We start from the raw sequence: 25,415 nt of genomic DNA on the forward strand, positions 1-25,415 counted from the left end.
ACAAAAGGAATCCAAGGAAAGGAATAGCAACATGGGCTTCAGCGAACTCATAGGAAAACTCTGCGGCGACGGCAGGCCGGACAAGGCGAACATCCTGACGGACGAACAGGCCGACACGCTCAGGAAGACAGCGAGGGAAGTGCTCGACAAAACCCACGCGTCGACGCCGTGCACGCATCCGGTCTACGCGCTGGTGAACGCGTTCGCCCGATCCATCCAAGCCGAATACGCCATCGCAGCGATCCTCTACAATATGCAGACAACCGAAGGAACCCAATCCGACTCATATGGGGCCGTCGTGAATACGTTCGGGGAAAAGGATCTGCTGCAATGGATCATCCCGGACACGTCAACACAACCCGGCAACGGAGGCACCCCGAAAATCAACGGCATCGACTTCGGGGCGATGGAATTCACGACCGCATCGGATTCGAGCAACAATCGACAATTGAAAACCGTCACGGAAAAATACCCGACTCTCATGAAATATCCCATCCGGCCGTATGCGGATCCCGTGATCGCATGCCCATGGAACGACGAACAGCTGTTGAAGGCATTGACCAACCCGGCCATCGGTAGCAACAGTCAGGCGCCGGCGGCTTCCGAAACGCTGCTGTTGCCGTTCGGCGTGACGATCGTGGTCGAAGGCGGCAATCATGCGACCATCGCGAACATCCTGAACGGCGTCGGGAAAGTGACCCCCACCACCGTCATCGACATCCCGCACCCGAGAGCGAGCATGCCGAGCATCTTCGACCATGTCGAGTACGACGAGGACGGCTACCACTGGGATAGCGGGGAACCGTACGCGCCGGCGCCGGACCGTCGTCTGGCCGCCCTGTACATCATCGGACAGGAAATCGCCAAGGCCAGGCATCCGGTCAATTTCCATGGCATCACGGTCAATTGACCTGTTGGAGACCGGGACTGTTCAGAAGAGCGGGCGCATGCTGGCCGCGTCGTCCGCGACCGCAGGCCGTTTCGGCACGGCCCTCGCCTCCACCAGCCATGTGCCTTTGACCTGTCGGACCCGGGCCTCGTAGCCGCCGAGTTCGAACCCTCGCCGCACGCCGGAGGTGATCTTGTACGCGGCCTTGAGCGCGGCCCGACGGTTCGCGGCCTCGCCGATCGCATGCCAGCCGGGATGCGCGGCCAACCATCGGGCCAGTTTCGGCCCGTTACGTTTCCCACGCCCCTGGACGGTGAACCGCATGCGAGGCGGTTCGAGTCCTACGGCACGCACGGCCTCCGCCCATGCATGGGCCGACTGTTCATCGGGGAACACGGCCGTCAGGAGCATCTCGGACATGCCTCCACACCATACCCGCCACCGGCCGGCACGGACACGTCCCATCCCGGACCATGGACCATGACACACAACCCGGTAACCTGACGTTTCCCACCGATTTGACAAACACCACGGGGGGGGGGTATTCCTTTGTGTGACCCTAAAGGATTTGCATGTCGTGTGTTGTGAGCGTTCACGAACCATGGTGGCCGTCTGCCGGGGTCGTGTCTTCAACGGCGCAGCGAGGAGGTGTTCATGCCGGAGGCGTCCACAAGCCAAGTCAGAGTCCGTCAACGGCATCCCGGTATCTCGTTCACCCCGGAACGGATCGCCTACCTCGAGAGTCTGGACGCGGTCGAACGCGCGGACGCGCACCGCATCACCTACAAGCCCGCGTTCAAAGCCGCCTGCCTGCGGCGTAGCATGGCCGGCGAACATCCCACGAGCCTGTTCCGTGAGGCGGGACTCGACCCGGAGATCATCGGTAGGTCACGCATCGCCCTAGCGTTCCGCAACTGGAGACGGGACGCCGACCGGATCCTCGCCATCGCACCCGAGACAGGTACGGAACCACTCCGGCCCGCGCCCTTGGATGCATATCCGGTGGACGAGGAGACGTTCACCCCCGAGCAAGTCGCCTATTTGGGCTCGTTGCCGGCGGTGGCGGGCGTGGGACCGAACCGCATCCGCTACACGGAAGGGTTCCGCAAGGCGTGCATGCGCCGTTACCTCAAAGGCGCGCATCCGACCGACCTGTTCCGCAAGGCCGGGCTCGGCCCCGAGATCGTGGGCAAGAAACGCATCGAACGCGCGTTCGCCCGCTGGAGGGCCAAAACCACGACGGACCTGGGCGACGATCCCGACGACGAACGGTTCTTCCCGTACGGGGAGCCGGTCGAGACCGAACGGGGCGGCGTCAACCGTTGGAGACGCCAGACCGGACGTCACGACCTCGACACCGGCATGGGTTTGACCGACCGACAGGCACCCGACATGGAGACACTGGCCCACATGGTCGACCGGCTGGCCCGCCGCAACAACCTATTGCGACGCGAGAACCGGATCCTGCGACAACGCCTCGGCCTGACAGCGGATGAACCCATCGACAACAACACCGTCATGGACATACACGACACACAGGAAACAACACCGAAGAACTTGAGGGACTTGAGGGAAGAGGCATGTGCATGAGCATCGATTGGAAGCGCGTACTGAAGGGCGCGGCCGGCATGGCGGTCGCGGCCGCGTTGTGCGCGGCGGCCGCCATGCCCGCCAACGGCGCGGACGGGGACACGAGCACTGGGACGGATGCGGTTGACGCCCCGGTCGTTGCGGATGGCGTGGATTGCGCGCACGTGACCAAGTGGGATGCGCTGTCCACGTGTCTTCAGGCAGATGCGAGTGGTTCGGTGACGATCACCTCGCCGATTAAGGCGGAGAATAATGACCCGATTCGTGTGAAAGGGTCGAAGACACTGGACTCTACTGTGGACGCGAATTCCGACACGGGCGCGCTGACCTCCGGCCAGAACGGCGATGCGATCCTCAACGTGTTCCCGAGCGCGTCCTTGACGCTCACGGACAAGTTCTCGTTCAAGCAGTCCAAAAGGTTCCTCGTCTACGTGCAGAGGAATGGCAAGCTGACCGTGGATGGCGGCACGTACACGGACAACGACACGACCGGCAGCAAAGACCACGACATGGGCACGCTGGTCTACAACGCGGGCGGCACAGTCACGGTGAAGGGCGGCACGTTCACGGGCAACAGGGCCACGAACGGCGGCGTCATCCATCAGGCGTCCGGTTCGACGACCATTACCGGCGGCATGTTCAAAAAACAACACCGCAACGATGAACGGCGGCGCGATCGTATCCAACGGCAAGCTCACCGTCTGGGGCGGCAACGTCACGTTCGATGGCAACCACGCCGAGGCCGACCCGTTGAGTTTGCGGAGCTATAGTTCGGGTGGCGGCGCGATCTGGGCCACAGGCGAACTGCACGTGAAGAACGACACGGAGGGCAAGCCGAAGTTCATCAACAATCAGGCCCTCGTCCAAGAGCTCACGGACGGTAAACTCGGCAAGGGCGGCGCTGGTGGCGCGATCTTCTTCGACAAGGGCGAGGCGTACATCATCGGCGGCGACTACCAGAACAACAAGTCCGGGTACTTGGGTGGTGCGATCTACACGGAGGATGGGTCGACCACGTATGTGGGGAAGGCGGTCGCCTTCGAGAACACGGCGGGTCATTTCGGCGGTGGCCTGTGGTTCTGCCCGTCGGGCAACTCGGCCGCGTCCAAGGGCGGCAACATCGCCCTCTTCGACAACCACACAAAGCCCGACATCGACGGCAACCCCGACAACGGCCAGTCGAAGATCCCCACCGACTCGGGCGCGAACACGACACAGGCTGGTTCGGATCTGGCGATCATGAACCCGTACTGGAAGTGGGCGAACGGGTGGCTTGGTGTCTCCTCGAATCAGTTCCTGTTGTTGGATACGTGGTTCACCGACCGTTCGAAGGCCGCGGTCACCTGGCAGTGGGATAACGTGCCGTTGCGCGAATCCTCCGGATACCATGATTCATGGATTCCCACCGCGAACTTGAAACGGCAGGGCATCAGGGCGGTGCTCGCCACCGAGGACACGACGGGCGCGCTTGATGTGTCGCACATCCCGACGACCGGCAAGCTGCTCCAGTTGCAGGCCAAAACAGACGTGGATGATGACGCGACGCATACGTGGATCCGTACGGGCGTGGGTCTGAAGGCCAAGGTCGTCAACGATGACGCAAAGAATGGCGCGAGGAATGGCGCCCGCGTGACCATGACCAAGAATCAGGCGCGTCTGTCGGGTGGCGCGTTCGGTTCGGATGGTGTCGTGATCTTCGACACCCCGTATTCCATGGAGTGGAGCAAGACCTCGGTGACTGTCGACGGCAAGCCCGATACGGACAAGCCGCTCGCGGGCTCCACATGGACCCTCACCTACGATGGCGATACCCCGTACAACGATCCGGACATGCGCCCCGCCGACTGCCCGGCCGTCTCGGACGGGGAAGTCTCCGAGGACTGCTGGCACAAGGTCACCGATGGTACGACTGAGAAGTGGTCGGTGGACATCGTGGACAACGGCAAACGTGACAACAACCCGCTCGCGGGCGGTCTGGGTGTGGAGAACCTCGCTCTCGGCACGTACGAGTTGACGGAGAAGACCCCGCCCGCCGGATACCACTCCACTAGGAACGTGTACACGTTCACGATCGAGAAGGGTGCCGACGGACAGTTGCCTCCCACCCCGACCCTCACCCTCAAAACGGGGACGACGAATGACGATTTTGGTCCGCTTGACTCCACCGCGAACGCGATCGGCAACAAGCCGATCGAAGGCCATTTGGCGTGGACCAAGAACGCCGAAGGCAAGCGTCTCCACGACACCACATGGACCATCACCCACAAGGTCAACAACAAGGACGTGAACGTCACGGTCTCCGACTGTGTCTCGACGACATGTGACGCGAACATCTATGACACTGATCCGGCTGTGGGCGAGTTCGACATCCCCATCGCGGACACCAACGCATGGCCTGACGGTTCGTACACGCTTCATGAGGAGACGGCGCCGGCCGGGTATTGGAAGGTTGCCGACCGCACGTTCACCATCGCGACAGTGAACCAGGATCGTACGGTTACATGGAATGACGGCAAGGGTGGTGACATGACCGATGAGGTGATGGGCGTGGCATGGTCGAAGATCGACGCCGCCGACCACGGTCTGCTCGCCGGCTCCCAGTGGACGATCACCAAGACCGGAGCTGCGGGTGCGCAGACTGAGACGTGGACGGTGTCTGACTGTGAGACGGAAGGTTGCACGACTCCGGAGAACGAGGCCGCCGATCAGGATACCGTCGCAGGCGAGTTCAAGGTCACCGGGCTCACGTCAGGAACCTACGAGCTCAAGGAGGCCAAGGCTCCGGCCGGCTACGAGTTGTCGACTACGACCTACACGTTCACGATCGAAGAAGGACAGCACACGATCACGGACGTAAGGATCTCCATCAAGAACAAGCAGAACTCCGTTCTCGATGAGGGTAATCCGGTTCCGAATTCGAAGACGCCGGTCTCGGCCCTGCCGTTCACCGGTGGCAGGTCCGGATTGGACTGGCTGGTGGTCGGCGGCGGGCTCGCTTTGGCGGCCACCACTGCCGGACTGGTCACGGGGAGGGCGAGGCGTCGTGAGGAACTCTGACCGACGGGTCCACGCCACCGGCGACCCATGATCCTGAGCCTCCGGCACCCGGCCAACCCCTTCCGGGCTGCGGATGCCGGAGACCCGAGGTAAGGAAGCCGCAAGTTAATGGATTGTGCGGGATCGTGCCGCCGATGACGGCGGTCTCGGTTCCGTGAGGGAAACATCAGTAATCAGGAATCAACAAGGAACAGGAAGAAGGAAACCCCTCATGCGTATGAGGAAACCATTCGCCATGATCGCCGCCCTGGCCACACTGCTCGGTGGCATGATGATCGGCGCCGGCACCGCCAACGCGGAACAAACACCATCCGCAACGGAAGTCGTGTTGAACGGCAGCAGCGTCACCCAACCGGGTGACGAGTTCAAGGCCGCTGTAGACGATACAAACAAGTTCACAACAACCGATGGCACCAATCTGCGTCAGTTCGCGTACGTGAAGCTCGCCGATTACTCGACGAATGCCTCCGGTACCAGCCTCGTCTCAGCAACCGGCATCACCAGCAACGCGAAGGTCATGGAAGCCTTCAAGGCTCTTGGTTATGACTCCACGAAGGATAACGCCGACCCGTTCACATGGCTTGGCTCCCAGAGCGAAAAGGCGATGGCCAGTAAGAATTTCCGCGCGTTCATTACCGCCCTTTCCCAAGCTGGTCTCCCCACCACGAACGTGCAAACCGAGACGCTTGACGGCAACCAATTGAAGCTCAATCTGGAACATGATGGCTTGTATATGATCGTCGACCTGAGCGGCAAATACACGGTTGCCGGCGACTGTCCGGTCACGTACACCAAGATCAGCCCCATCCTCATGGGCACCTTGCTGACCGGCGTTACCGGTGGTGAGGGCACGGTTCTCGTGTCGCTCGGCGACAAGGGCACGGTCGATGTCAAGCAGAACTATGAGAACAACTGCACGCCGACGAACGGACAGTTCGAGAAGACCGACGACAACCACAAGCCTCTGGCCGGCGCCGAGTTTGACCTGTACGAATGGAACAAGGCCGACGCACCCACCGAAGCGGACTTCACCACCGACGCGCTGAAGACCGGAAACGTCACCAAGGTCAACAAGGATCCGATCGTCTCCGGCCCTGACGGTATCGTCCATCTGAACGGCATCAAGAACGGCGCCGACTACATTGTCGTCGAAACCAAGACCCCCAACGGGTACCTGTCCGAATATGCGGCGAACCTATACGTGAAGGTCGACAACAACGGTAATCTCACGATCACGGTCATCGGCGATGAAGATCACAAGAAACTGTTGGATCAGAAGAATGATGGAACCTACCGGTACATGAACATCACGAATACCACTGAGTTGCCAAAGACCGGTGCTGCGGGTGTCGCCTTGTTCGTCGCGCTTGCAGCGTTGTTGGCTGGCGCTGCGGGTGTGGTGTATGTGAAGTCTCGTAGGACGAAGGCCATGCTCCGCTAGCGAGTGACTATCGCCATGACAGAAGTTTGATAGGTTGTGGTGATTGACAGGGGGCGTCCCACACGGTTCGTGTGGGACGCCCCCTGTTTGCCTTGGAAGAAAAATGAGTCCGGTCAGTTGCTTATAGGATCACCTCCCTTACCGTCCGGTTCAAGGTGCTGGATTGTTCCGGTCGAAACCGGGACAGGCTGTTCATCCATGGTGCCCGTGGACGGGTCATCGTCCGATTGGACCGTGGACGTGAGTTCGGGTGAAGGATCATGACCACCGGTCTTCGGTTGGCGTAGGAGAATGATCGCGCCGATGAGGAATCCGATGGACAGCAACAACACGAGGGGCAGGATGATCACGCCGGTGAAGGGCAGCATGCTCGTGTAGGGTTTGTCCGGCAGGACGCCCGCATCGACATGCTCCTTGTTCCGGTTCTCTGTGGTGAGGGTGATGGTGGGCGTGCCCATACCATAGTCATCGTCGCTCGTGCCGGCGTCCGAGTCCGTCGACGACCCATCCGTGTTCGTTGCGGTGGCCGTGGTGGGATCGTTGGCGTCGACCTCGGTGAAGTCGGCTCGCGTCACACGGCTGAACCGGACACGGTACGTGTCGAGCTTCAACTTGTCGAACTTGTATTCGCCGTTGCCGTCGGTGACCGTGGTGGCGAGCTGTTTGCCATTGGTGTCTTCGAGGATGACCTGCTGACCGGGGATCCGGTCCGTCTCGGTGTCCTGTCGGATGCCGTCCTTGTTGAGGTCCCTCCAGTACAGGCCGCTGATTGAACCCAACACGGGTGTGTTGCTGGTGGCGGGGATGACCGCGCCCACCTGGTCACAGGAGTCTTCGGCGCTGGTGCTGAACCAGTGCTCCATGTCCGGCTTGCTGTAGTCGCTGCCGGTCATGCACGACTGGTTGCCCGTCACATCATGCGAGTTCCTGTCGAGCTTCGCATCATCAGGCTTATCGGGGACCGTGGTGGTGCGGCCGAGCACGTGGGGGACACCCTGCGTGATCTTGCCGCCCGAGGCTACCGCGTATGGGGTGTCGGGGCTGTCGAACCATGCCTGGTTGTGGATGAGTTGTTCGGCTGTGGTGCGGTCGACGGTGCCGTTGAAGTGGTAGATCACGTACCCGCCGGGATTGACCGTGTACGGCAGGTTGTACACGCGAATCGTATCCGAACCATCACTCGTCGTGGACACCGGCTCCACCGGCACAGCAGTAGGATCCGTGGACACACCCGGGAAGTGTTGCACGGTAGAGTCAGCTATAGCAGCTGAGCCGGTTTTACCATTACCTATGTTTCCAAAGCCGTTACGGCCCCACCCCTTTGCGTTGCCTTCGGAATTCACTGCAATGGTGTAACCATCTCCGGCGTCCATCTGTTTGTATGGGGCGCCAATCACCTTGACCGGGGCAAACTGGTCCTCAGCTCCGCCATAACCCAACTGATACCCATACGCTCCGCCCCAAGCCCATGCATATCCACTGGTATCCAAAGCCACGGATAACATATCGCCCGCGCTCACCTGAGTGAATTTAACGCCATCTGGCATGGACACCTGTCTCGGCGTATAGCTGTAATTACTGCTATGGCCATAGCCAAGCTCTCCGTAATAACCGGTACCCCATGACCAAGCGTTGCCATCAGTATCCAGTGCCAAAGAGTGTGAATAACCACTGGCACTTACTTGGGTAAATCGGACGCCAGTGGGCATTGTTACCATTTTGGGCATGTGCTGATCGTCAGTTGAACCATTACCTAACTGTCGATCTGACCCGTATCCCCATGCCCAAGCATTACCTTCAGTGTCCAATGCCAAGGAGGAAGAATTAAAGCCGGCGCTCACCTGCATGAAACGCACACTGTCAAGCGCCTTCACCTTTACCGGCACATGACTGTTGTCGGTGCTGTTGTTGCCCAGCTGACCTTTATTGTTCCATCCCCATGCGTAGGTGTTGCCGTCGGATCCGATCGCAAGAGAATGAGAGTCGCCGGCGCTCACCTGCGTGAAGTGGACACCGTCCGGCATCGTCACCTTCACCGGCACACTGCTCTGTTGAATGGTGCTGTTGTTGCCCAACTCACCGTACAGGTTGTATCCCCATGCGTAGGTGTTGCCGTCGTCCCCAATCGCAAGAGAATAATCGTCTCCGGCGCTCACCTGAGTGAAATGAACGCCCTTCGGCATCGTCACCTTCACCGGCACGTTACTCTGGTCGGCGGTGCTGTTGTTGCCCAACTGACCGGAATTGTTCCGTCCCCATGCCCATGCATTGCCTTCAGTGTCAATTGCCAAGGAATGATTTCCCCCGGCGCTGACTTGTTTGAATCGAACAGTTTTGTCTGGTGTTCTACTGGTGGTGCCTGCTGTGGCGGTGACGTTTTTTACCGCGTTGGACATCCTATCGCTCAGCCTACTTGTGGTTGGGAAGCTGCTGGTTCCGGCGCTTGGGTTGCTGGTGTCGTCGGGGGTGTGGGTGCCGGGTTTGGTGGTGACGCCGGCGGGCATGTGCACCGTAACGGGCGTGTGATGTTCATCGGTGCTCTCATCGCCCAACTGACCGTTGATGTTGCGTCCCCATGCGTAGGTGTTGCCGTCAGATCCGATCGCAAGAGAATAACCGTAGTCGGCGCTCACCTGAGTGAAATGCACGCCATCCGGCGTCTTCACCTGCACCGGCACATTGCTCTGGTTGGTGCTGGCGTTGCCCAACTGGCCGGTATTGTTGTTTCCCCATGCGTAGGCGTTGTCATCGTCTCCGATCGCAAGAGAATGATAGTAGCCGGCGCTCACCTGAGTAAAATGAACCCCCGCCTTCGGTATCTTCACCTGCACCGGCACATTGCTCTGGTTGGTGCTGGCGTTGCCCAACTCACCGTACCAGTTGGCTCCCCATGCGTAGGTGTTGCCGTCGTCCCCAATCGCAAGAGAATGCCTGTAGCCGGCGCTCACCTGCGTGAACCGGACGCCTTCCGGCATCGTCACTTTCACCGGCACACGGCTGAGGTTGGTGCTGTCGTTGCCCAACTGACCGTAATAGTTGTCTCCCCATGCGTAGGTGTTGCCGTTGTCCCCGATCGCGAGAGAATGAGAGTCGCCGGCGCTCACCTGAGTGAAATGCACGCCTTCCGGCATCTTTACCATCACAGGCACATTGCTCTGGTTGGTGCTGTTGTTACCCAACTCACCTTGGATGTTGTTTCCCCATGCGTAGGTGTTGCCGTCATCCCCGATCGCAAGAGAATGATAGTAGCCGGCGCTCACCTGCGTGAAATGGACGCCGTCCGGCATCGTAACCAACACCGGCACAGTACTCGCGTCGGTGCTGTTGTTGCCCAACTGGCCAGAATAGTTGTTTCCCCATGCGTAGGTGTTGCCGTTGTCCCCGATCGCAAGAGAATGCGAGTAGCCACCGCTCACCTGCGTGAAATGAACACCTTCCGGCATTGTCACCTTCACCGGCACAGTACTCGCGTCGGTGCTGTTGTTGCCCAACTGACCGCTACTGTTGTTCCCCCATGCGTAGGTGTTGCCGTCGGATCCGATCGCAAGAGAATGAGAACCACCGGCGCTGAGGGTTTCGATGGTGGCGCCGTTGGGGAGTTTGCCGGTCGACTTGCCGTTGTTGGTGATCTTCACGTCCCAATTGACTTCACAGGAGGTGTCGTCGCAGTTGAGTTTGGTTTGGGTTTTGTCCAAGGTGGCTTTGGGGTCGGGTTTCGCGTATCCGAAATCGACTCTGGTTTGGTTCTGGCCGATGTAGAGGTCGATCCGGTCGCTGTCGTCTCGCGCGTGTTTGCGCAGCTGCCAGTTCCACGAATAGGTGTTGGTGACGTTCTTCTGCTGGTTGTAGTAGGTCGTGACCTTGGTCTGCACGCCATCCGATGTGGTCTCGCCCTCGTTGCGTTTCACCTCCGTCTTGTACGAGCCGGAGTGGAGGAGGGTGAACTCGTAGTAGCCCTTGTCGTCGGTCGGGGTCGTCGTCAACGGCTTGTCGCCGACATGGTTGCCGTTCTGGTCGACCTGCCAGAGGGACACTTGGATGTTGGGGATGCGTTCCTCGTTCGAGTCCATGATGGTGTTCTCGTCCCTATCCCACCACACGGTGCCGCTGATTGAACCGGCTACGACGAGGGTGCGGTCGGCCCAAGGGAGGTTGCCCATGGCATGCCCGTCCGAGAAGCGGGTGCGTCCGGGCCACATGTTGTACTGGTCATCCTTCACGTTGCCCGAGGGGGTGATGGTGATCTGCCCGTTGGCCGCCGCCACCGGCATGCTCCCCGCGCCTTCCTGTTCGAACGTGGAGGTGACGCGGATGGCCGTGATATTGGATTTCTCCGTAGCGGTGAGCTGCTCCCATGTCTTCCACTGGTAGTCCTCGGGGTCATCGGTCCACTTGACGGTGGTGGAGTACATGACGGTCGTGTTCGTGCTGTTCTCTTCGTTCAGGCTGACGGGTTTGTCGAGTTTCCACGTGCCCGCATACTTGGAGCTGCCGCGGTCGTACTCGTTCCACGAACCGTCCAGGCCAGTGTTGTTGTCGCCGAGGAGGTTCTTGTCGTCGTTGCCGGGGGCGTGGATGACGGTGACGGCCGTGCCGGTGCGTCCCTGGCCTTTGGCGTACAGGTTGAACGAGAACGACATGGGATCGTTGATCTCGACCTTGGATTTGTCGGCGGTGAGGATGCCGCTTTCGCCGGCCTGGTTGCTGACGGTGAACTGGGCGGAGGCCGTGTTCGACGTGACCTTGGGGTGTGCGGGGACGACGCCGTTCGCGTCCACGTCCACGCTCAACGTGGCGGCTGCGGTGATGGTGCCGGTGGCTTTGTTGCCGACCGTGGCCTTCCATGTGATGGTCGGGAACGTGGTGTTGCCGTTCGGGTCCAACGTGGGTGTGGTTTTCCCGTCCTTGGTGTTCAGGGTGAACACGAGTTTCCTGTCCTTGCCCGAACCGGTGACGGTGAGCTTCCACGACCCGTCCGTGTCTTGTGGGTTGATGAGCCCGTTGGGGTAGGGGATGGTCACGGTGGGCGTCATCGACGTGTTGGAGAGTTGGATGTTGCTGATGGTGGGGTGGAGGGTGTAGGTGGCGGTGTCGCCGGGGGTGGCGTCGTTGTTCTTGCGGGGTGTGCCGGCGGTGTCGGTGACGGTCACGGTGTTGTCGATGCTATTGGAGGGGTTGGCTGGCGGGATGGCCCACACGTAGTCGCTTCGTACGAACCCGACCTTGCCGGTGGGGCTGGTGGTGATGTCGGCGTGCATGCGGTCGTCGACTTTCACGTTGCCGTTGGATGTGTCGGCGATGACGCGCATGAGGAACACGGCGCGCACGTCGCCCGCGCCCGGCCCGTAGGTGACGTGCGCGTTCTGGTTGAACACGATGCGCACGCCCCGCGTTTCCGTATCAGTGGGGTCGGGGATGCCGTCATGCCATGCAGCGGTCGTGGACGTGGGGTCGTCGTGCGTGTACAGGACGGTGTAATCCTCACCCATGGTGAGGGGTTGGCCGTCCTGGGTGACGGTGAGGTCGCCGTCCCAATGCTGTTCCTTGGGATCCCAGTTGTCCTGCATGACGGGATGCTGGCCAGCGGTGAGCCCGGTGATGTTGGAGGCGCGCATGCCCAGGGTGGTGCGGACCTGGGCGCCGGGCTTGTTGTTGGAGGCGCCGGCGACGGTGTCGGTGTCGTTGTGGTACACGGTCTGGTTCGAGGTGGAGGTCTGGAAGTCGAGGCTTTCGGGGTCGAACAGGGTTTTGCCGGGCGTGTACGGGCGGGCGAGTTCCTTCCAGTAGATGTAGCCGGGCACGCCGTCGGGACGGTTCACGATGCCGCGCGTCCAGTCGTTGTTCGCGTACGGGTAGCCCGCCAGGGAGCCGGTGTCCGTGGAGGCGGTGGATTGGTCGCGCGGCTGGTTCATGCCGGGTTCGGTGCCGTCGCCCATGTTCTGCAACGCGTCCGCTCCGGTGGAGGCGAACGACCCCTTGTCGGGGGTGATCTGGATGTCCCAGACGCGTTGGGATCCGGGTTGCATGTCCTTGACCGCGGTGGCGGGCATGGACCAGTCGAGTGTCTGGTCGCCGGTCAAATGTTCGAGCCGGAGCATGCCGTCCTTGACGGGCAGGGTCTTCCCGCCCAGGGTCCATACGGTGTCCGTGGGCCATTTCGACACGTTCACGTTCGCGTTCCACAGGCCGGAGGTGGACGCGCCATGGCTGGTGGTGTATCCGGGGTAGGTGAGGGGTTTGACTTTGAGGTCGAACCGGCCGGTGAGACTGCCGGTGGACGCCCATGTGGCGCGGCGTTCCCACGCGCCGTACGGCTTGTCGGGGAACCCGCCGTTATCCATGATAAGGTCGGCTGCCGGTGCGGAGACGACGGTGACTTCGTCCGACGGGTAGTTGACCTCCGACCCGGTTTCGCCCACGCGGCTCACGGTGAGTTTCGGCTGCTGGTTTTTCTGGGCGACGCCGCCGGTGTCCTTGGCGGTCAGCACGAGTTTCTGGTCGAGGGTTTCGACCGCGCCGGCGGGCACGGTGTACACACACGCGTCACCCTCACGGGCGGCGGTCACCAATTGGCCGGACTGGCAGTAGCCGGCCACCACGTCACCCGCTTGCAAGTAGGGTGCGTCCTGCAGGTTCCAGGCGACTTTGACCTGTCGTTTCTGGGCGGCGGTAAAGCTGAGTTTCAGCGAGTATTCGACCGTATCCCCGGAGCTGACGACCCCGTCCTTGGGGTCGTCATCGCCGATCGGGAACCCGTTATCCGAATTGACGAACGTCTGGGCGGAAGTCCCATGACCGGTACCATCACGCGTCTCGATCAGCTTCGCCGTCGCGTAGGACGGTCGGACTGTGGGTTCAGCAGCAAACGCCGGGGGGGGGGTGACGGTTTGGGCTGTTATTTCGGCGAACGCCATGCCCGCGAGGGCGAGCATGGCGGTGATGGTGTGGAATGGACGCGTGGCGTTCATGTCCTGGGCTTCCTTTCCTTGTTGAAACGGATGATGCCGAGTGTGGTGAGCGTGACGATGGTGACCACGAGCCACACGCCGGCGATCCAGGCGATGAGGATGAGGTTGGACCGGTCCTTGGGCGCGTCCTCGGGGTTGGGTGCGGGATGCGGCATGGTGGTGCGTTGCCCGGTGACGAGGAGACGCTGGTTGTTCACGCCGTACGGCGTGCAGGTCAACAGGGTGACCTGGTCTTTGCCGGGGGTGATGTGGATCCGGCTGAAATCGTTGGGGTCGACGACGGTGATGTCATTGACCTTGTAGGCGAGGGTCTGGTCGAGGACTTTGATGTAGAACACGTCGCCCACGCGTCCCTGGCGCAGGGACAGTTTGTCGAACATGAGCCGGTCCGCGAGACCGGTGTGCGCGCTGATGACGCTGTGCGTGTTCACGCCGCCGACCGGCAGGCTGGTGCCGTACAGGTGTCCGGCGCCGGCGGCGAGGGTCGCTTCGTCGGTGCCGTGGCGGATGGGCAGGTTGATGCCGAGTCTCGGGTAGAGGATCGTGGCCATGATCCCGTCGGCGGGCGTGTCCAATTGGCTTTGGTAGGTCTTGTCCTGGGCGGCGATCGAACTGGTGCCGCCGCTCCAAGGGTCGACGGCTTCGCCGATGACCTGCGCACCGTCCTCGTACAACCGTTGGTTGTATTGGCGGGCGCGTGTGAGTTCGGCGGCGGTGGCCTGTTTCTGCATGCGGGCCACCGCGTCCGAATGCGCGGATGACAGGCTGGTGTCGGCCGCGCCGTTGCCGAGCATGAGCGCGAACGGGATGGTGGCGAACAGGCCGGAACACGCCAGGAGCACGAGTCCGGCGATGATCCTCCTGCCGACCGGCCTACGGTCGGTCGACGTTCGGATCCTCGTGACGGTGCTGGTGGTGGCGTGTCCGGCCTTGTGCCTCATCCCGTGATGCCTTCCGCTCGGATTGAATGGTTACCTGATCGTGGATGATCCCAATCGGGGTCAGGCGCGCTGCTTGCGCAGGAGGATGCCGGCGCCGAGGGCGCAGGCGACGAAACCGGCCGCGTAGATCGCCAGCCAGGAGGCACCGGTCTTCGGCATCTCGAGCAGGTTGCGCACGTTCTTCACGGTCACGGTCTCCTTGGAGTCGCTCGAAGTCAGGTTGTTCGCGTCGCCCTTGAAATCGGTGACGACATTCTTGCCTGCGAACTTGTCGGTCATGCCGTTGATCGGGTCGATGGTCAGCTCGAACGACGGGAGGGCCGGGGCTCCGAGCGGGCTCTTGGTCTCGGTGACGGTGTAGTTCGTGTGGTCGAGACCCTGGATGATCACATTGCCGGAATTCGGGGTGACGAACTTCGTGTCACCCTTCTCGCCCTCGAGGGCCGGACGGTAGATGTTCGGATCGGTATTGTTATCTTTCGCAGCCTGGCTCACGGCGACGAGGGTGATCGGCTGGGAGGTCTGGCCCTGGGCCAGGGTCTTCGCGATCGTGAACTCGGCGCCGGCGAGCGGCTGGCCGGACGCGTCGACCTTGTGCAGGTTGAACCGGCCGGTGTACGTGTGGGTGGTGTTGCCAGGGGTCTTCTCGAGGTCCTCGAAGTTGTTCGGGTTGTGCGAGTACTGGAGGTCGACGGTGTTGTCGTTGGACTGGCTGCCCTCGTTGGTGCTGATCTTGGCGTCCTTGTTGAGGACGGCGGTGTATTCGACGACGACCTGCGCGTTCACCGGGAACAGGGCCTTGAGCTCGTCGGTGGCGAGCACGTTGGACTTGCCGTCTGCGGTCGGGGCGAACACGATGGAGAACTCGGTGGCGCCATCCGCGTCCTCACCTTGGACCGGGGTCGGACCGTTGAGCTTGTACTGGGTGTCCTTGGCGACGTCCTTGTTGTTGACCTGAACCTTGGTGATGTCCTTGAACGTGAGACCCTTGGACAGGGTATCGTGCAGGATCAGCTGGAACTGGTCGTAACCGGTCCAGTTCGGCACGGTGGTCTTGAGCCGGTAGGTGACCGTGTCGCCGATCTGTACCGTGTTCTCATCCCTCTCCCGGTCGCCTTCGACGATCTTCTTCTCGACGGTCGTGTCGTTCGGCTTGTACTCGACCGAGCCCAGAGTCTGCTGCTTGCCGTTCGTGCCGGCGAGCTTGGTGAGGTTGTTGATGCCGGTGCCGATCATCATCGGGATGGACGCCTTGCCCTGTGCGGTCTGGTCGACGATCAGGTACAGGCCCGGATCAACGGTCGCGGACAGCTCGTTCTTGTTGTCCTTGACCGGGGCGAGCGTGACGGCGGCCTTGTCACCGGTGACCGCCTGGTCCTTGGCGAGGGCGGTCAGCAGGTTACGCAGACGGCCCGTGTACGGGGTGGTCTGGGAGTCGAGGAGGTTCTGCGCGACCCACGGGATCGGGTTCGCCGCGTCATATCCCTGAGGTGCGACCGGCTGGTTCTTGTCATCCTTGTCGAACACGTTGGCCTTGAGCGCGGTGTCGATGTTGGCGGCGAAGTTGGTGGTGGTGATGTCGTAGCCGTTGATCAGGTCACCGGTGTATGAGCCGGCCGTGTACGTGCCCAGGCGGATGGCCTTCAGCGTCTTGCCGCTGATGTCCTCGCCCGCAGTCACGGTCAACGGCTGCTGGACCTTCAACTGGTCCGGGGTGAACTGGGCGGCAGTGGGGGCCGGGGCCGGGTCTTCGCCGGCGGCCATGGCCGGGGCCACGCCCGTAGCCAGCATCGCCGCCGAAACGGCCACGCCGGCCAACGCGGTCAGCGCCTTGCGAATGGTGGAATTCAACATCGTCTTTCCGTTCCTTCCTATGTGGTGAACGTGACGGGACACGACGGTCGCGCCCCGACTGCGAACGCCCGCACGGGATTGCCGGAACGTACAAAAACCGGTATCGACGGCGGACGCGCCCCATCCCACAGAGAACAGGGTGGGGCATCAACCGCATCACATGACCCAACCCATAACCCGACCCGTTATCGGAAAACCGGTATGACAGGAAGACAGAAAAAACGAAAAGAACAGAAGGACGTGATCGGGACGTATAGTGTCCCGCGTAGAGGAACGGGCCCCGGCATCGGCGATGTCGGAGCCTGTAATACAGAAGGTTGTTGTCAGCGTGGTCTCACGGTGGACAGCGTGCCGTCGCCGTTGACGGTCGTGACGCTGCCGTCACCCCACTTCCAGTCGATCGGCATCATACCGGATGCGATCCTAGTCGGGGATCGCGGTGATCGACGTGAACAGCCACCGTAGGTCACCCAGTCGACCCAATGGGATCGGGGTGGAGGACAGGGGCTTCCAGAAGACGGGCGACACGGCATGGGTGCCGTCATCTGTTGGACGCGAAGGCCGCGCTCTCCGGGGGTGGAGGGCGCGGCCTTCGCATGCATTGTCCTTGTACGCGTCTCGAATGGGGCGCGCGACACCAGCATACCCCGGACCGGCATGAGGAATTCAGGGTGTCGCGCGTCGATACCGGCTGTCATGTTCACGTGGGGTGGGTGACGGGGCCGGCGAAGGGGAAAAGGGAGTACCCGGAACCATCCATGGAAACGCCGCATGCCCCTCGTTCCTGTCTTGGGCGTGGACCTTTCCTTCTAGGGAAAACGAAGGCCGCCGATCGGAACCCGGCGGCCTTCCACATTTTCCAACAACACAACACCAACAGTGACGGCTCACCGTTGGGTTGCCGGAGTTCAGTCGGCGATGATGAGACTGGTGATCTGGTGGGTGAACCGGTCGGCCCATGCCATGGCCTCGTGGAGTGTAGGTGACGACCGGTGGTGGATGATCGCCCCGTCCACGATCCTCGTGCCCATGCCAGGCCAGTCCGTCACACCGGTCATGGAAACATCGTGGGGGATGGTGACGGCCACGTCATAGTCGAGGTTGGGGGCGAGACGGGTGATGCGTACGCGGATCCCGTATGGGCCGGTGGCGTGCGACTCGTAATCGAGGTTCGTTACGGTGTCGTGAATGTATTCCATGACGATGACACTCCTTCAAGGTCAACCCGACAGCCGGAGATCACATGGCCCGCCATGCGCGCCCGCGACAACGATAAAGGGGAAACGGGTGGTAGGACTCGTGGTGTGACAAAACCGTATGCGACAGGGCATGGGCGGATATCCGGTCGGATCGGAATTGGTAATGCCGCATGAGGAAAGGCCTGTGCATCCCGGTGACAAACGATGTCTGGAAGAGAAAACCGGGATTGTGTGGCATTGAGCGGCCTGACGAACTGGTATCCTATACCGTTCGCCTGACGAACACAACACCACCCCCACACCCATACAGTCTTGGTAAGGGGTTTGTGGGTGTGGGGTGGTGGTTATTGGCGGAGGAGTCGTTCGGCGATGAGCAGTTGCCGGCGCTGCCAGTCGTTGATCATACGTGGGGTCGCGTTCCTTGGCAACGCGTCCAACGTGGACGCCATGTGCCCGTGTGCCCGGTCGGCGTTGGCCCATAGGCGGTCGAGACGACGCCGGTCTTTCCATGTGAGTTCGACGCGTGCCTCGACCACACGCACCACACGCAGTGAAACGCACCGGTATGATTCGATCGTGTCCTCGCTGCTGCGTGTGAGGTCGCCGATTGGTGTGACCTGGTATACGTCGCCATGCCCGTACAGGCCGGCGTGGTAGCGGGCGTACAGGCGGACGGGCGTGCAGTACACGCTGTCCGGATGATGGGTCGCGTCGAACGGCGCGTCCACGCCCTGTTCCTCCCGCATCCTACAGATCGGACAATCATCCATCGTTTGTCGCGTGTGGCCGGGTTGGATCAGGTCGCCGGGTTTAAGACCGGGCACGCCACCATGGTAGAGGATGTGGTTCATCGTTCCTTCGGCACTTCCTCGTACGGGTTGGCAACAGGGGTGTCATTCTGACCGGCGGTGTGGCCTTCGTTCCATGCGTGGGCCATGAGCAGGCGGTCGTGGTGTTCGAGCCACTGGTTGAACATGGCGTCACGGGTCGTGTTGTCGACCTGACCCAATGAGTCGAGCCGGTTCGAGTATGAGGGGTCGAAGCATTGGCGCATCTCCTCGTCCGTGGGCAGCGTATCATCCGTCTGCTTGCTGGCGGGGTGGAGTAGGCGTACGCCCATGCCGGTCAGGAGTCGCGCGTACGCGGAGTTGAGTTCCTCGGGCAGGTCCTGGGAGATGGTGATGTCCGTGAGGTCGTCGTATCGGCCGACGGTCGCGTTCGCGACCGGGAACACGACCATCCTGTTGCTGTCCAAACCGGTCGTGTTCTCGTGGTTGATGATGCACAGGGCGAGCAGGTTCACCGCTTCCGGGTCGATCAACGACATGGGGATGGTGACGGGCAGGCCGTCGATGTTGTCGGTCCGGTATGGACGGTAGTCGGACAGGGGAATGGAATACGTGTCGCTCATGACAAGGGTTTCCTTTCAACAAGGGTCCACACCCGGATGGTGTGGAACATGGGGTTAATGGCGTGGGCCGGCGGTCAAGGCCGGTCATGTGGATTCTGGAACAGGATGCGTGCCGGTAGGTTTGACGGTCGGGGATGATGTGGGTTTGGGTGGATGGGCGCCGAGGATTCGGGCGACGTCTTGGGCGAGGTCGTCGAACCGTTGCATGGGATACGTTCTGATCCGCTGGTCGGCCGTGAGACCGGGACCGGTGATAATGAGCGTATACCCGATTGGGGTGCGGCGGATCATCACGATCGTCAACGGTGCTTTCGAATGCTTCACGTCCAACGCGCCGTCACGGGCCAGTCGGAACCGGTAGCGCAGATCCGATGGTGTGAGCCGGTCGCGTAACGCGACGAGCAGCGACCCCGACATCACCACACCCGCCTTGGCATGCGCCAGACGGCCTGTCGTGGATCGGTGACCGGGTTCATGAGGCATCCCCGTCCGTTTCGGACGCCTGCCGGTGGGCTATGGGGTTGACCGGGACGCCGTCCGCGCGGCGGAGCGTGGCCATGGTCCCGTGCACGTCGAGCAGGCCCGCGCGCATCAGATACCCGTCCATCCACCGTACACGGGTCTCACCGTCCCTGACGGGATCGGATGCGGCCACGCCCTTCAACCCCCACACGTCTTTCAGCAACCATGCCACCGTGGGATTCCGTTGCCGGTCCACCAGGCGCATGATGAACCCGCCCACGGTCAACAGCACGTCGACCAGGACGGTCAGCCACCATGACACCATGCCTGTGAACAGTACGGCCACCGCCAGATCCAATGAGGCCATCACGCCCATGAACACGAGATCCCCGCGCACCCGGTAGCGCGCGTACGACCCGGACACGTCCACCGGCATCGGACCGGCTGCGGGATGTTCATGCGAAACGAGTCCGCTCATATGGCAACCCCCTTTTCCACGGGAACAACCCCGCCCCATGCCGATACCACCCCCATACCGGTGCGCGGAGCAGGATACAGACTTGTCACCTCATTGATGGCTGGAATCCCCAGGCTTCAGCCGCGGGGAGGACGCCAAGGTTTGTCCTCTTGGATATGCCGGCCGCTGAACGAAGTCCTATCGAAAGCAGGCGCGACTTGTTGTCCTTGGTTGTCGTAGAGACTGACCTTGGTACCGTCGACGACGATCACGCCTTGGACGAGCCGCCCGTCCTGCAGTCAAGTGGCGTCGGTCCGGTCGGCGGGCAGACCGTCCGTGGGACAAGCGACGTTTCCGTGGGTCGGCTGACAGTCGAACCGTGTGACCGCGAACACACGGTCGGTGCGCGCGGCGAACGGTTCCCTCAAGATCGAGGCCTCGGTGAACCCGCTTATCACGATCGTGGTAAGACAGCCCGCGACGACGAGCGGGATCATGGTGAGGGCGCGCGAAACGATAAGGAATGTGAGAGCGGGATCGTCGCCAGTCGTCTCACGGAACCGGACGAGGGCGATCCTGAACATGATCAGGCTGATGCCGAGGACCACGCCTAGGGCAAGATCCGCGATCAGCAGGGGGCCTGTGGGCATGACCCATGTGGGTTGACTGTCAAGCCATGCTGAATAGTCGACCATCAGCGGTTCCCCTTCGAGTCGAGGGTGGGGTGCAGGTAGTCGCGCCATGACGTGAACGTCTGTCCGTCGATGGTGGTGATGGTGAGTGGATCGTAGGTGACCGTCGACCATGCGATGTTGTCGGGCCGGTCGGGCAGGGTGGCGAGCAGCTGGTCGAACGCGTCACGCAAGGTGTCGTACGCGTCGTGCATGTCGGGTTGGTCGGCCATGGGGGCGAGCCGGTCCAATCCGTCGGCGAGGTCCTCGATCGTGTCGAGGAGATCATGGATGCGGGCGTCATGTTGGGCGTTCGCCTGTTGGATGATGAGCCCGTGGATCCATGCGCGCGCGTCGGTTTCGCTGGCGAACGCGGCGGATTGCACGCCGTGCCCGGTGTCGTAGGTGGCGACGGTCACGTGTCCGCCGCGTCGCCGTTTCAACGTGGCCGGATACTCGAGGGTGGTCGCGTCGAGTTCGAACGCGCGCGACGGACGGTCCGTCCACTGGAGGTTTAACTTGCTCATGATGATGTCTCCTTGCCGGTGATGGTCTGGATGTCTTGAAGGAATGGGGTGAGGTCATCGATCGTGTACACGCCCGCATGGTCGAGGCGGAGGGCGAGCCGGCGGATGACGGGTTCGTGCGATCGGACGAACCGTCGGGCGTCGTGCCATGCTTGGTCGAGGAATTGTTCAGTGGATCCGCTTTCGGGATCGATCCGATGGAGCAGGTTCGCGATGGTGATCGCGTCGCTCATGTCGTCGAACGCGTTCAACGGCGTGGCCTGGTCGGGGTCGTCGAACTGGTCCATGGCCTGGCCGACGGAGTCGACGAGCAGTTGGTCGCGCAACCGTATCTCGGGATCCTCGTACGCATGCCATCTGGTCGTGGTCGTCCCGGACCCGTCGGCCCGCATGGTAACGGCGAGCACCGTGTTGCCGGTCTCGTGGACGGCGACCGCGTGCGCGGCCTCGTGCAACGCGGCCCTCCGCAACCGGGCCGGATCCCCACCGTCCTCGATTTGGATGGCGATGCCGGCCGGTGGACGCTCCTTGAGCAGGATGCCCGTGGGCAGGATGAGGTTCATGATGCCGGACAGCAGGCTGATCGCCCCCAGAGTGAACAGGCTCATGGTCAGGAAGGTTTCCCCGAATGTGGCGAGGATGATCTGGCTGTGCTGTGCGGCTTCGTCGTAGGTGATCGCCGGGGAGTGAATGCTGTCATACATCTGTTCGAAATGCCGCATGATCCGGGGCCATGCGAGCAGGAGAATGGCCGCGCCCGCCAGTGTTTTGAGCAGGCCGCGCACACGCGGGTTCACGATCTGCCGTCCCTCGCGTGGTGGTGGAGGGCGAGCACATGGTCGACGTGCAGGCCGGCGAGGTCGAGGAACGATTTCGCCTCCGCGAGGATCCTCGCCTCGTCCCGATGGCCCGCGTCCATGGCGTCGCGGCGCGCCGTCTCCAACGTGAACCGGGCGAGGAGCAGGCGGGAGGCCGCGTCCACGGTCGGCTCCGGACGGACGGTGGAGGCGTGGGATCCGGTTGTGGTGTCGAGCCGGTCGAGCAGGTCGCGCAGCCGGGTCCAATCCCGTTCGGACAGCATGTACCGTTCGGTGTCGGCGTGGAGGATGAGGATCGCCGAATCGTCGGCGGGGTCGTTCGTGACGCCGAACGAGAGCGTGTGCTCCCCGTATTCGCCCATGGGGATTTCGAGCGTGCTCATGACTGTTGGTCCTCCTTGCGGTCGAGGCCGAGTTGCCGTCGCAGGTAGGTGATGCTGTCGGCCAGGTAGCGGGTCTCCCGGTCGACCGTGTCCAACGGGGCCGTATGGGACAGCGCGCGGTCCAGGTCCCTGAGCGCCCGATCCATGTGGTCCGGTCTGGTGGTCGTGTCGACTTGCGTGTACCCGTGCCGGTTGAGAATGCCGGTCAGGCGGTCGTATGCGTCGGCCCTGGCCTGGACCTGTCGCATGTGCGTGGGCTCCTGGAGGCGTTCGAGCTGTTGGAGTCTGAGGGCCATCTTCGAGCCCAACGCGTCGCCGATGTTCTTCAACGCGGTCCGCTCCTCGACGTACCGGCGGGCGGTCTCGTACCGGCCGAACCGGTTGGGACGCGTGTCGATGCTGTCGCGGGTCAGGCGGCGCAACAGTTGGTGTTCGATCTGATGGGTGTCCCCGTCGCATGGTTCGGGTTTCCTCCGGTACCTTAACCGGGGTTGGCCGGGTTTGGCGTCCGCGTGGTACCAGAGCAGGCCGATCCCGTCGGGCACCTCGTCCCGGTCGATCATGCGCGCGGGGCAGACGAGGGTCAGGTCGTCCACGTACCGCCGGTACACCGTGTATTTCGCGTCCCGCAGGAAATCGGACCGGGACACTTTGACTTCGAAGCCGCTGATCCACATGCGGTGGAACGACCACGACAACGCGACCCCGTCCAGACGGAGCAGCCCGTTGGGGTCCTGGACCTCGATCTCGGTCCAATACCCGTCGCCGCGTTTGCGGCAGCGTTCCGTCAACGCGATCTCCACGTCCATCGCCCGCACTCTGGATTCCTGTGTGCCGGTCATATGCGGCCGTTTCTCCGCTGGTCGCGTTGGTTCCGGTATTCCCAGAGTCGGCGCGCGTTGTCGATGGCGTGCGGCCAGCAGACGGGACAGTACCAGTCGCCGTCCGCCAGATGCCAGCCGGGCAGGATCTCCGGGTGGGGTCGGACGGTCCCGCAGTACGCGCATGCCGGCTGCCGGCAGTCGGGACAGTAGTGGATGCAATAGCCGGCGTGCTGCCAGCCGGCGTCCTGTGACTGGTCGTCCGCGCCCTCCGTATACGTCCAGCCCGCGTCGTCGGGGCCCGCGTACTCCTTGCCGCACCGGTCGCAGATGATGGTCAGCCGGCTCAACGTCCCGTAGCTCATGGGGTTATGCCTCCTTGATGTCGGATGATGATGGTGGGGTGAGGAGCGTGGCGATGTGCTCGGCGGTGAGGGACGCTTCGATGAGCGTCTGGTCGCAGTGGGCGAAGACGTCGAGTTCCTCCCAGAGCATGCGCAACGCTGGATCCGGGTCGGGATACGGTTCGATCAACGGGGACATGCCTTCACGCGTGTAGGCCTGGTCCGTGGCCTGGTCGAACGATCCGGTCTCGTGGTCCCAAAGTCGTGCGGCGGCCCGTTGCAGGGCGCGCGTCGCCTTTGCCCAATCCGTGAGCGTGGCGGCGAGGAGTCGACGGTCCGTCGAATCCTCCCGGAAACGCGAGGCGATCCCGTCCATGATCGCCCGTATCGCGTTCAGTTGTTCCAGTTCCCTTGCCGACGGCAGATCGCTGTCATCGGTCACGGGTCGAGCGGATGCGGGTTCGTTCATGCTTACTGGTCCTCCTCCGGGGTGAGTTGTCGGCTGATGAGACGGGTGAACGCCGTGACCGTCTCTTGGTAGGCGGTGTCCGCTTGGCGGATGCGCCCGTATTCCGGTGCGAGCCCCCGCGCATGGGGTTGGCCGTCCTGTTCGAGTTCGGCGGCCTCCCGCAGCAGATCGTGTTCGAGCGCGTGCAGTCGGATCGCGGCGTCGATTTTCGTGCGCGCCCGTTCGAGCCGACGCTGAGACCCCGTCGTGGTCATGACCGGTGTCCGTCGTCTGACGCGGCCCGGCGCATCAATGCGAGGGCGTCGCGCACATCCCGGAGGAACCGGGCGCGCAATACACGGGACCGGGTCACATCCCACGGCTGGACGGCTGTGGCCGTCCGGCCGGTGATCTGCCGGTCCCATAGGAGTCGGGCCACGGTTTCGATCTCCCTGTCGGTAGGGGTGCGTGTGGCGCCGGCATGATAGGCGTCGCGCAGCATGAACTGCAGTTCGCTCATCCGGTGTTCGGCGGTATGGTCGTCCATGTTCAGACTGGCGGGCGACGGGTACAGGCCGTTCGCCTCATCGTCGATCACGCTCATGACGACAGGCTCCTTTCACACAATGGCGTGCTTTGTTGAAGGCTTTAGGGGATGACGGTGGCGGCGAGGAACCGTCCCATGCCGGTGGTCGCGGGCAGTCGGGTCATGATCGTGAGGCACAGGAAGTAGACGGCGACCATGGGGAACATGTGCTCGTAGTTGCGGCGTATCCCGTCGTCCAGGAAGATGGGGAACACGTGGACGCGCAGGAAGATCACCAGGTCGCCCAGGAACAGGACGAGGAGGATCATCATGCCGACGGTCACGCCCCGTCCCTTGGGCCAACCGGTGAGCCGGGTGCGCCCGTCGAACACGCCCGCGTCCCACAGGACGAGCACGGTCAGGATCAGGATCTCCGCGGTCATGCACCGGTACGGCCACGCCGAGGGAAGCCGTCCTTCGAACAGGCCGGCCATGCCCCGCACATAGCCGGCCACGGCGGCCGCAAGCAGTCCGGTCATGAGCATGGCCACGGGGATCAGCAACGGTAGTGGCATCACAGCCTCCTTTCGAGTGCGTGCCGGAACCCC

The 25,415-nt window shown here is 62.3% G+C and carries 24 protein-coding genes; 5 read left to right on the forward strand and 19 right to left on the reverse strand.

The window, feature by feature from the left end; translation table 11 throughout:
- Nucleotides 1-31: 31 nt before the first annotated feature.
- Nucleotides 32-910, forward strand: a complete 879-nt coding sequence (locus tag CSQ85_RS09200) for a DUF6710 family protein (RefSeq protein WP_150383819.1) — start codon at nt 32-34, stop codon at nt 908-910.
- 21 nt (nt 911-931) lie between these two features.
- Here the strand turns inward: CSQ85_RS09200 and CSQ85_RS09205 are convergent, their stop codons facing one another.
- Nucleotides 932-1,309 (reverse strand): hypothetical protein, encoded by a 378-nt coding sequence (locus tag CSQ85_RS09205; protein WP_150383820.1) that lies wholly within the window; start codon nt 1,307-1,309, stop codon nt 932-934.
- Nucleotides 1,310-1,543: 234 nt separating this feature from the next.
- On the opposite strand from CSQ85_RS09205, the gene CSQ85_RS09210 reads away from it, so the two are divergent.
- The 4 genes from CSQ85_RS09210 (at nt 1,544) to CSQ85_RS09225 (ending at nt 6,977) form a co-directional block, all read left to right on the forward strand.
- A complete protein-coding gene (locus CSQ85_RS09210; RefSeq protein ID WP_150383821.1) occupies nt 1,544-2,479 on the forward strand; it encodes an HTH domain-containing protein in 936 nt (311 codons plus the stop codon).
- Complete coding sequence (locus CSQ85_RS09215) at nt 2,476-3,249, forward strand: hypothetical protein (protein WP_150383822.1); 774 nt, start codon at nt 2,476-2,478, stop codon at nt 3,247-3,249. Before CSQ85_RS09210 ends, CSQ85_RS09215 begins: the two co-directional genes overlap by 4 nt.
- Nucleotides 3,140-5,536 carry a prealbumin-like fold domain-containing protein gene (locus CSQ85_RS09220; protein WP_150383823.1) on the forward strand — a complete coding sequence of 799 codons (2,397 nt, stop codon included), beginning with the start codon at nt 3,140-3,142 and terminating at the stop codon, nt 5,534-5,536. Before CSQ85_RS09215 ends, CSQ85_RS09220 begins: the two co-directional genes overlap by 110 nt.
- Before the next feature lie 235 nt (nt 5,537-5,771).
- Nucleotides 5,772-6,977 carry a prealbumin-like fold domain-containing protein gene (locus tag CSQ85_RS09225; RefSeq protein ID WP_223846924.1) on the forward strand — a complete coding sequence of 402 codons (1,206 nt, stop codon included), beginning with the start codon at nt 5,772-5,774 and terminating at the stop codon, nt 6,975-6,977.
- Between the two features lie 113 nt (nt 6,978-7,090).
- On the opposite strand, the gene CSQ85_RS09230 is transcribed toward CSQ85_RS09225, so the two are convergent.
- The 18 genes from CSQ85_RS09230 to CSQ85_RS09315 form a co-directional block, all read right to left on the reverse strand.
- Nucleotides 7,091-13,945, reverse strand: a complete 6,855-nt coding sequence (locus CSQ85_RS09230; protein WP_150383825.1) for an RCC1 domain-containing protein — start codon at nt 13,943-13,945, stop codon at nt 7,091-7,093.
- Nucleotides 13,942-14,886, reverse strand: a complete 945-nt coding sequence (locus CSQ85_RS09235) for a class C sortase (protein ID WP_150383826.1) — start codon at nt 14,884-14,886, stop codon at nt 13,942-13,944. The genes CSQ85_RS09230 and CSQ85_RS09235 overlap by 4 nt, the downstream gene beginning before the upstream one ends.
- Nucleotides 14,887-14,946: 60 nt before the next feature.
- Nucleotides 14,947-16,740, reverse strand: a complete 1,794-nt coding sequence (locus tag CSQ85_RS09240; protein WP_150383827.1) for an isopeptide-forming domain-containing fimbrial protein — start codon at nt 16,738-16,740, stop codon at nt 14,947-14,949.
- A gap of 908 nt (nt 16,741-17,648) precedes the next feature.
- Nucleotides 17,649-17,939 (reverse strand): hypothetical protein, encoded by a 291-nt coding sequence (locus CSQ85_RS09245; RefSeq protein ID WP_150383828.1) that lies wholly within the window; start codon nt 17,937-17,939, stop codon nt 17,649-17,651.
- 344 nt (nt 17,940-18,283) lie between these two features.
- On the reverse strand, nt 18,284-18,790 hold the full coding sequence (locus CSQ85_RS09250; RefSeq protein ID WP_150383829.1) for a hypothetical protein: 507 nt from the start codon (nt 18,788-18,790) through the stop codon (nt 18,284-18,286).
- Nucleotides 18,787-19,350 carry a hypothetical protein gene (locus CSQ85_RS09255; RefSeq protein ID WP_150383830.1) on the reverse strand — a complete coding sequence of 188 codons (564 nt, stop codon included), beginning with the start codon at nt 19,348-19,350 and terminating at the stop codon, nt 18,787-18,789. The genes CSQ85_RS09250 and CSQ85_RS09255 overlap by 4 nt, the downstream gene beginning before the upstream one ends.
- Nucleotides 19,351-19,434: 84 nt before the next feature.
- The gene (locus tag CSQ85_RS09260) at nt 19,435-19,767 is read right to left on the reverse strand and encodes a hypothetical protein (protein WP_150383831.1); all 333 of its coding nucleotides are present in this window, start codon (nt 19,765-19,767) and stop codon (nt 19,435-19,437) included.
- A gap of 55 nt (nt 19,768-19,822) precedes the next feature.
- Nucleotides 19,823-20,290, reverse strand: a complete 468-nt coding sequence (locus CSQ85_RS09265; RefSeq protein ID WP_150383832.1) for a hypothetical protein — start codon at nt 20,288-20,290, stop codon at nt 19,823-19,825.
- Between the two features lie 278 nt (nt 20,291-20,568).
- A complete protein-coding gene (locus CSQ85_RS09270) occupies nt 20,569-20,964 on the reverse strand; it encodes a hypothetical protein (protein WP_150383833.1) in 396 nt (131 codons plus the stop codon).
- Entirely contained in the window at nt 20,964-21,467 is a 504-nt protein-coding gene (locus CSQ85_RS09275) for a hypothetical protein (protein WP_150383834.1), read from the reverse strand. Before CSQ85_RS09275 ends, CSQ85_RS09270 begins: the two co-directional genes overlap by 1 nt.
- A complete protein-coding gene (locus CSQ85_RS09280) occupies nt 21,464-22,264 on the reverse strand; it encodes a hypothetical protein (RefSeq protein ID WP_150383835.1) in 801 nt (266 codons plus the stop codon). The genes CSQ85_RS09275 and CSQ85_RS09280 overlap by 4 nt, the downstream gene beginning before the upstream one ends.
- A complete protein-coding gene (locus CSQ85_RS09285) occupies nt 22,261-22,668 on the reverse strand; it encodes a hypothetical protein (protein WP_150383836.1) in 408 nt (135 codons plus the stop codon). The genes CSQ85_RS09280 and CSQ85_RS09285 overlap by 4 nt, the downstream gene beginning before the upstream one ends.
- Nucleotides 22,665-23,510 (reverse strand): hypothetical protein, encoded by an 846-nt coding sequence (locus CSQ85_RS09290; RefSeq protein WP_150383837.1) that lies wholly within the window; start codon nt 23,508-23,510, stop codon nt 22,665-22,667. Before CSQ85_RS09290 ends, CSQ85_RS09285 begins: the two co-directional genes overlap by 4 nt.
- The gene (locus CSQ85_RS09295; protein ID WP_150383838.1) at nt 23,507-23,854 is read right to left on the reverse strand and encodes a hypothetical protein; all 348 of its coding nucleotides are present in this window, start codon (nt 23,852-23,854) and stop codon (nt 23,507-23,509) included. The genes CSQ85_RS09290 and CSQ85_RS09295 overlap by 4 nt, the downstream gene beginning before the upstream one ends.
- A gap of 4 nt (nt 23,855-23,858) precedes the next feature.
- Nucleotides 23,859-24,302 (reverse strand): hypothetical protein, encoded by a 444-nt coding sequence (locus CSQ85_RS09300; RefSeq protein ID WP_150383839.1) that lies wholly within the window; start codon nt 24,300-24,302, stop codon nt 23,859-23,861.
- Between the two features lie 2 nt (nt 24,303-24,304).
- A complete protein-coding gene (locus CSQ85_RS09305; RefSeq protein ID WP_150383840.1) occupies nt 24,305-24,556 on the reverse strand; it encodes a hypothetical protein in 252 nt (83 codons plus the stop codon).
- Nucleotides 24,553-24,885 carry a hypothetical protein gene (locus CSQ85_RS09310; protein ID WP_150383841.1) on the reverse strand — a complete coding sequence of 111 codons (333 nt, stop codon included), beginning with the start codon at nt 24,883-24,885 and terminating at the stop codon, nt 24,553-24,555. Before CSQ85_RS09310 ends, CSQ85_RS09305 begins: the two co-directional genes overlap by 4 nt.
- 44 nt (nt 24,886-24,929) lie before the next feature.
- Nucleotides 24,930-25,382 carry a hypothetical protein gene (locus tag CSQ85_RS09315; RefSeq protein WP_150383842.1) on the reverse strand — a complete coding sequence of 151 codons (453 nt, stop codon included), beginning with the start codon at nt 25,380-25,382 and terminating at the stop codon, nt 24,930-24,932.
- Nucleotides 25,383-25,415 lie beyond the last annotated feature (33 nt).

Origin of the sequence: Bifidobacterium rousetti (genome assembly GCF_008698235.1) — a bacterium.
Classification (GTDB): Bacteria; Actinomycetota; Actinomycetes; order Actinomycetales; family Bifidobacteriaceae; genus Bifidobacterium; species Bifidobacterium rousetti.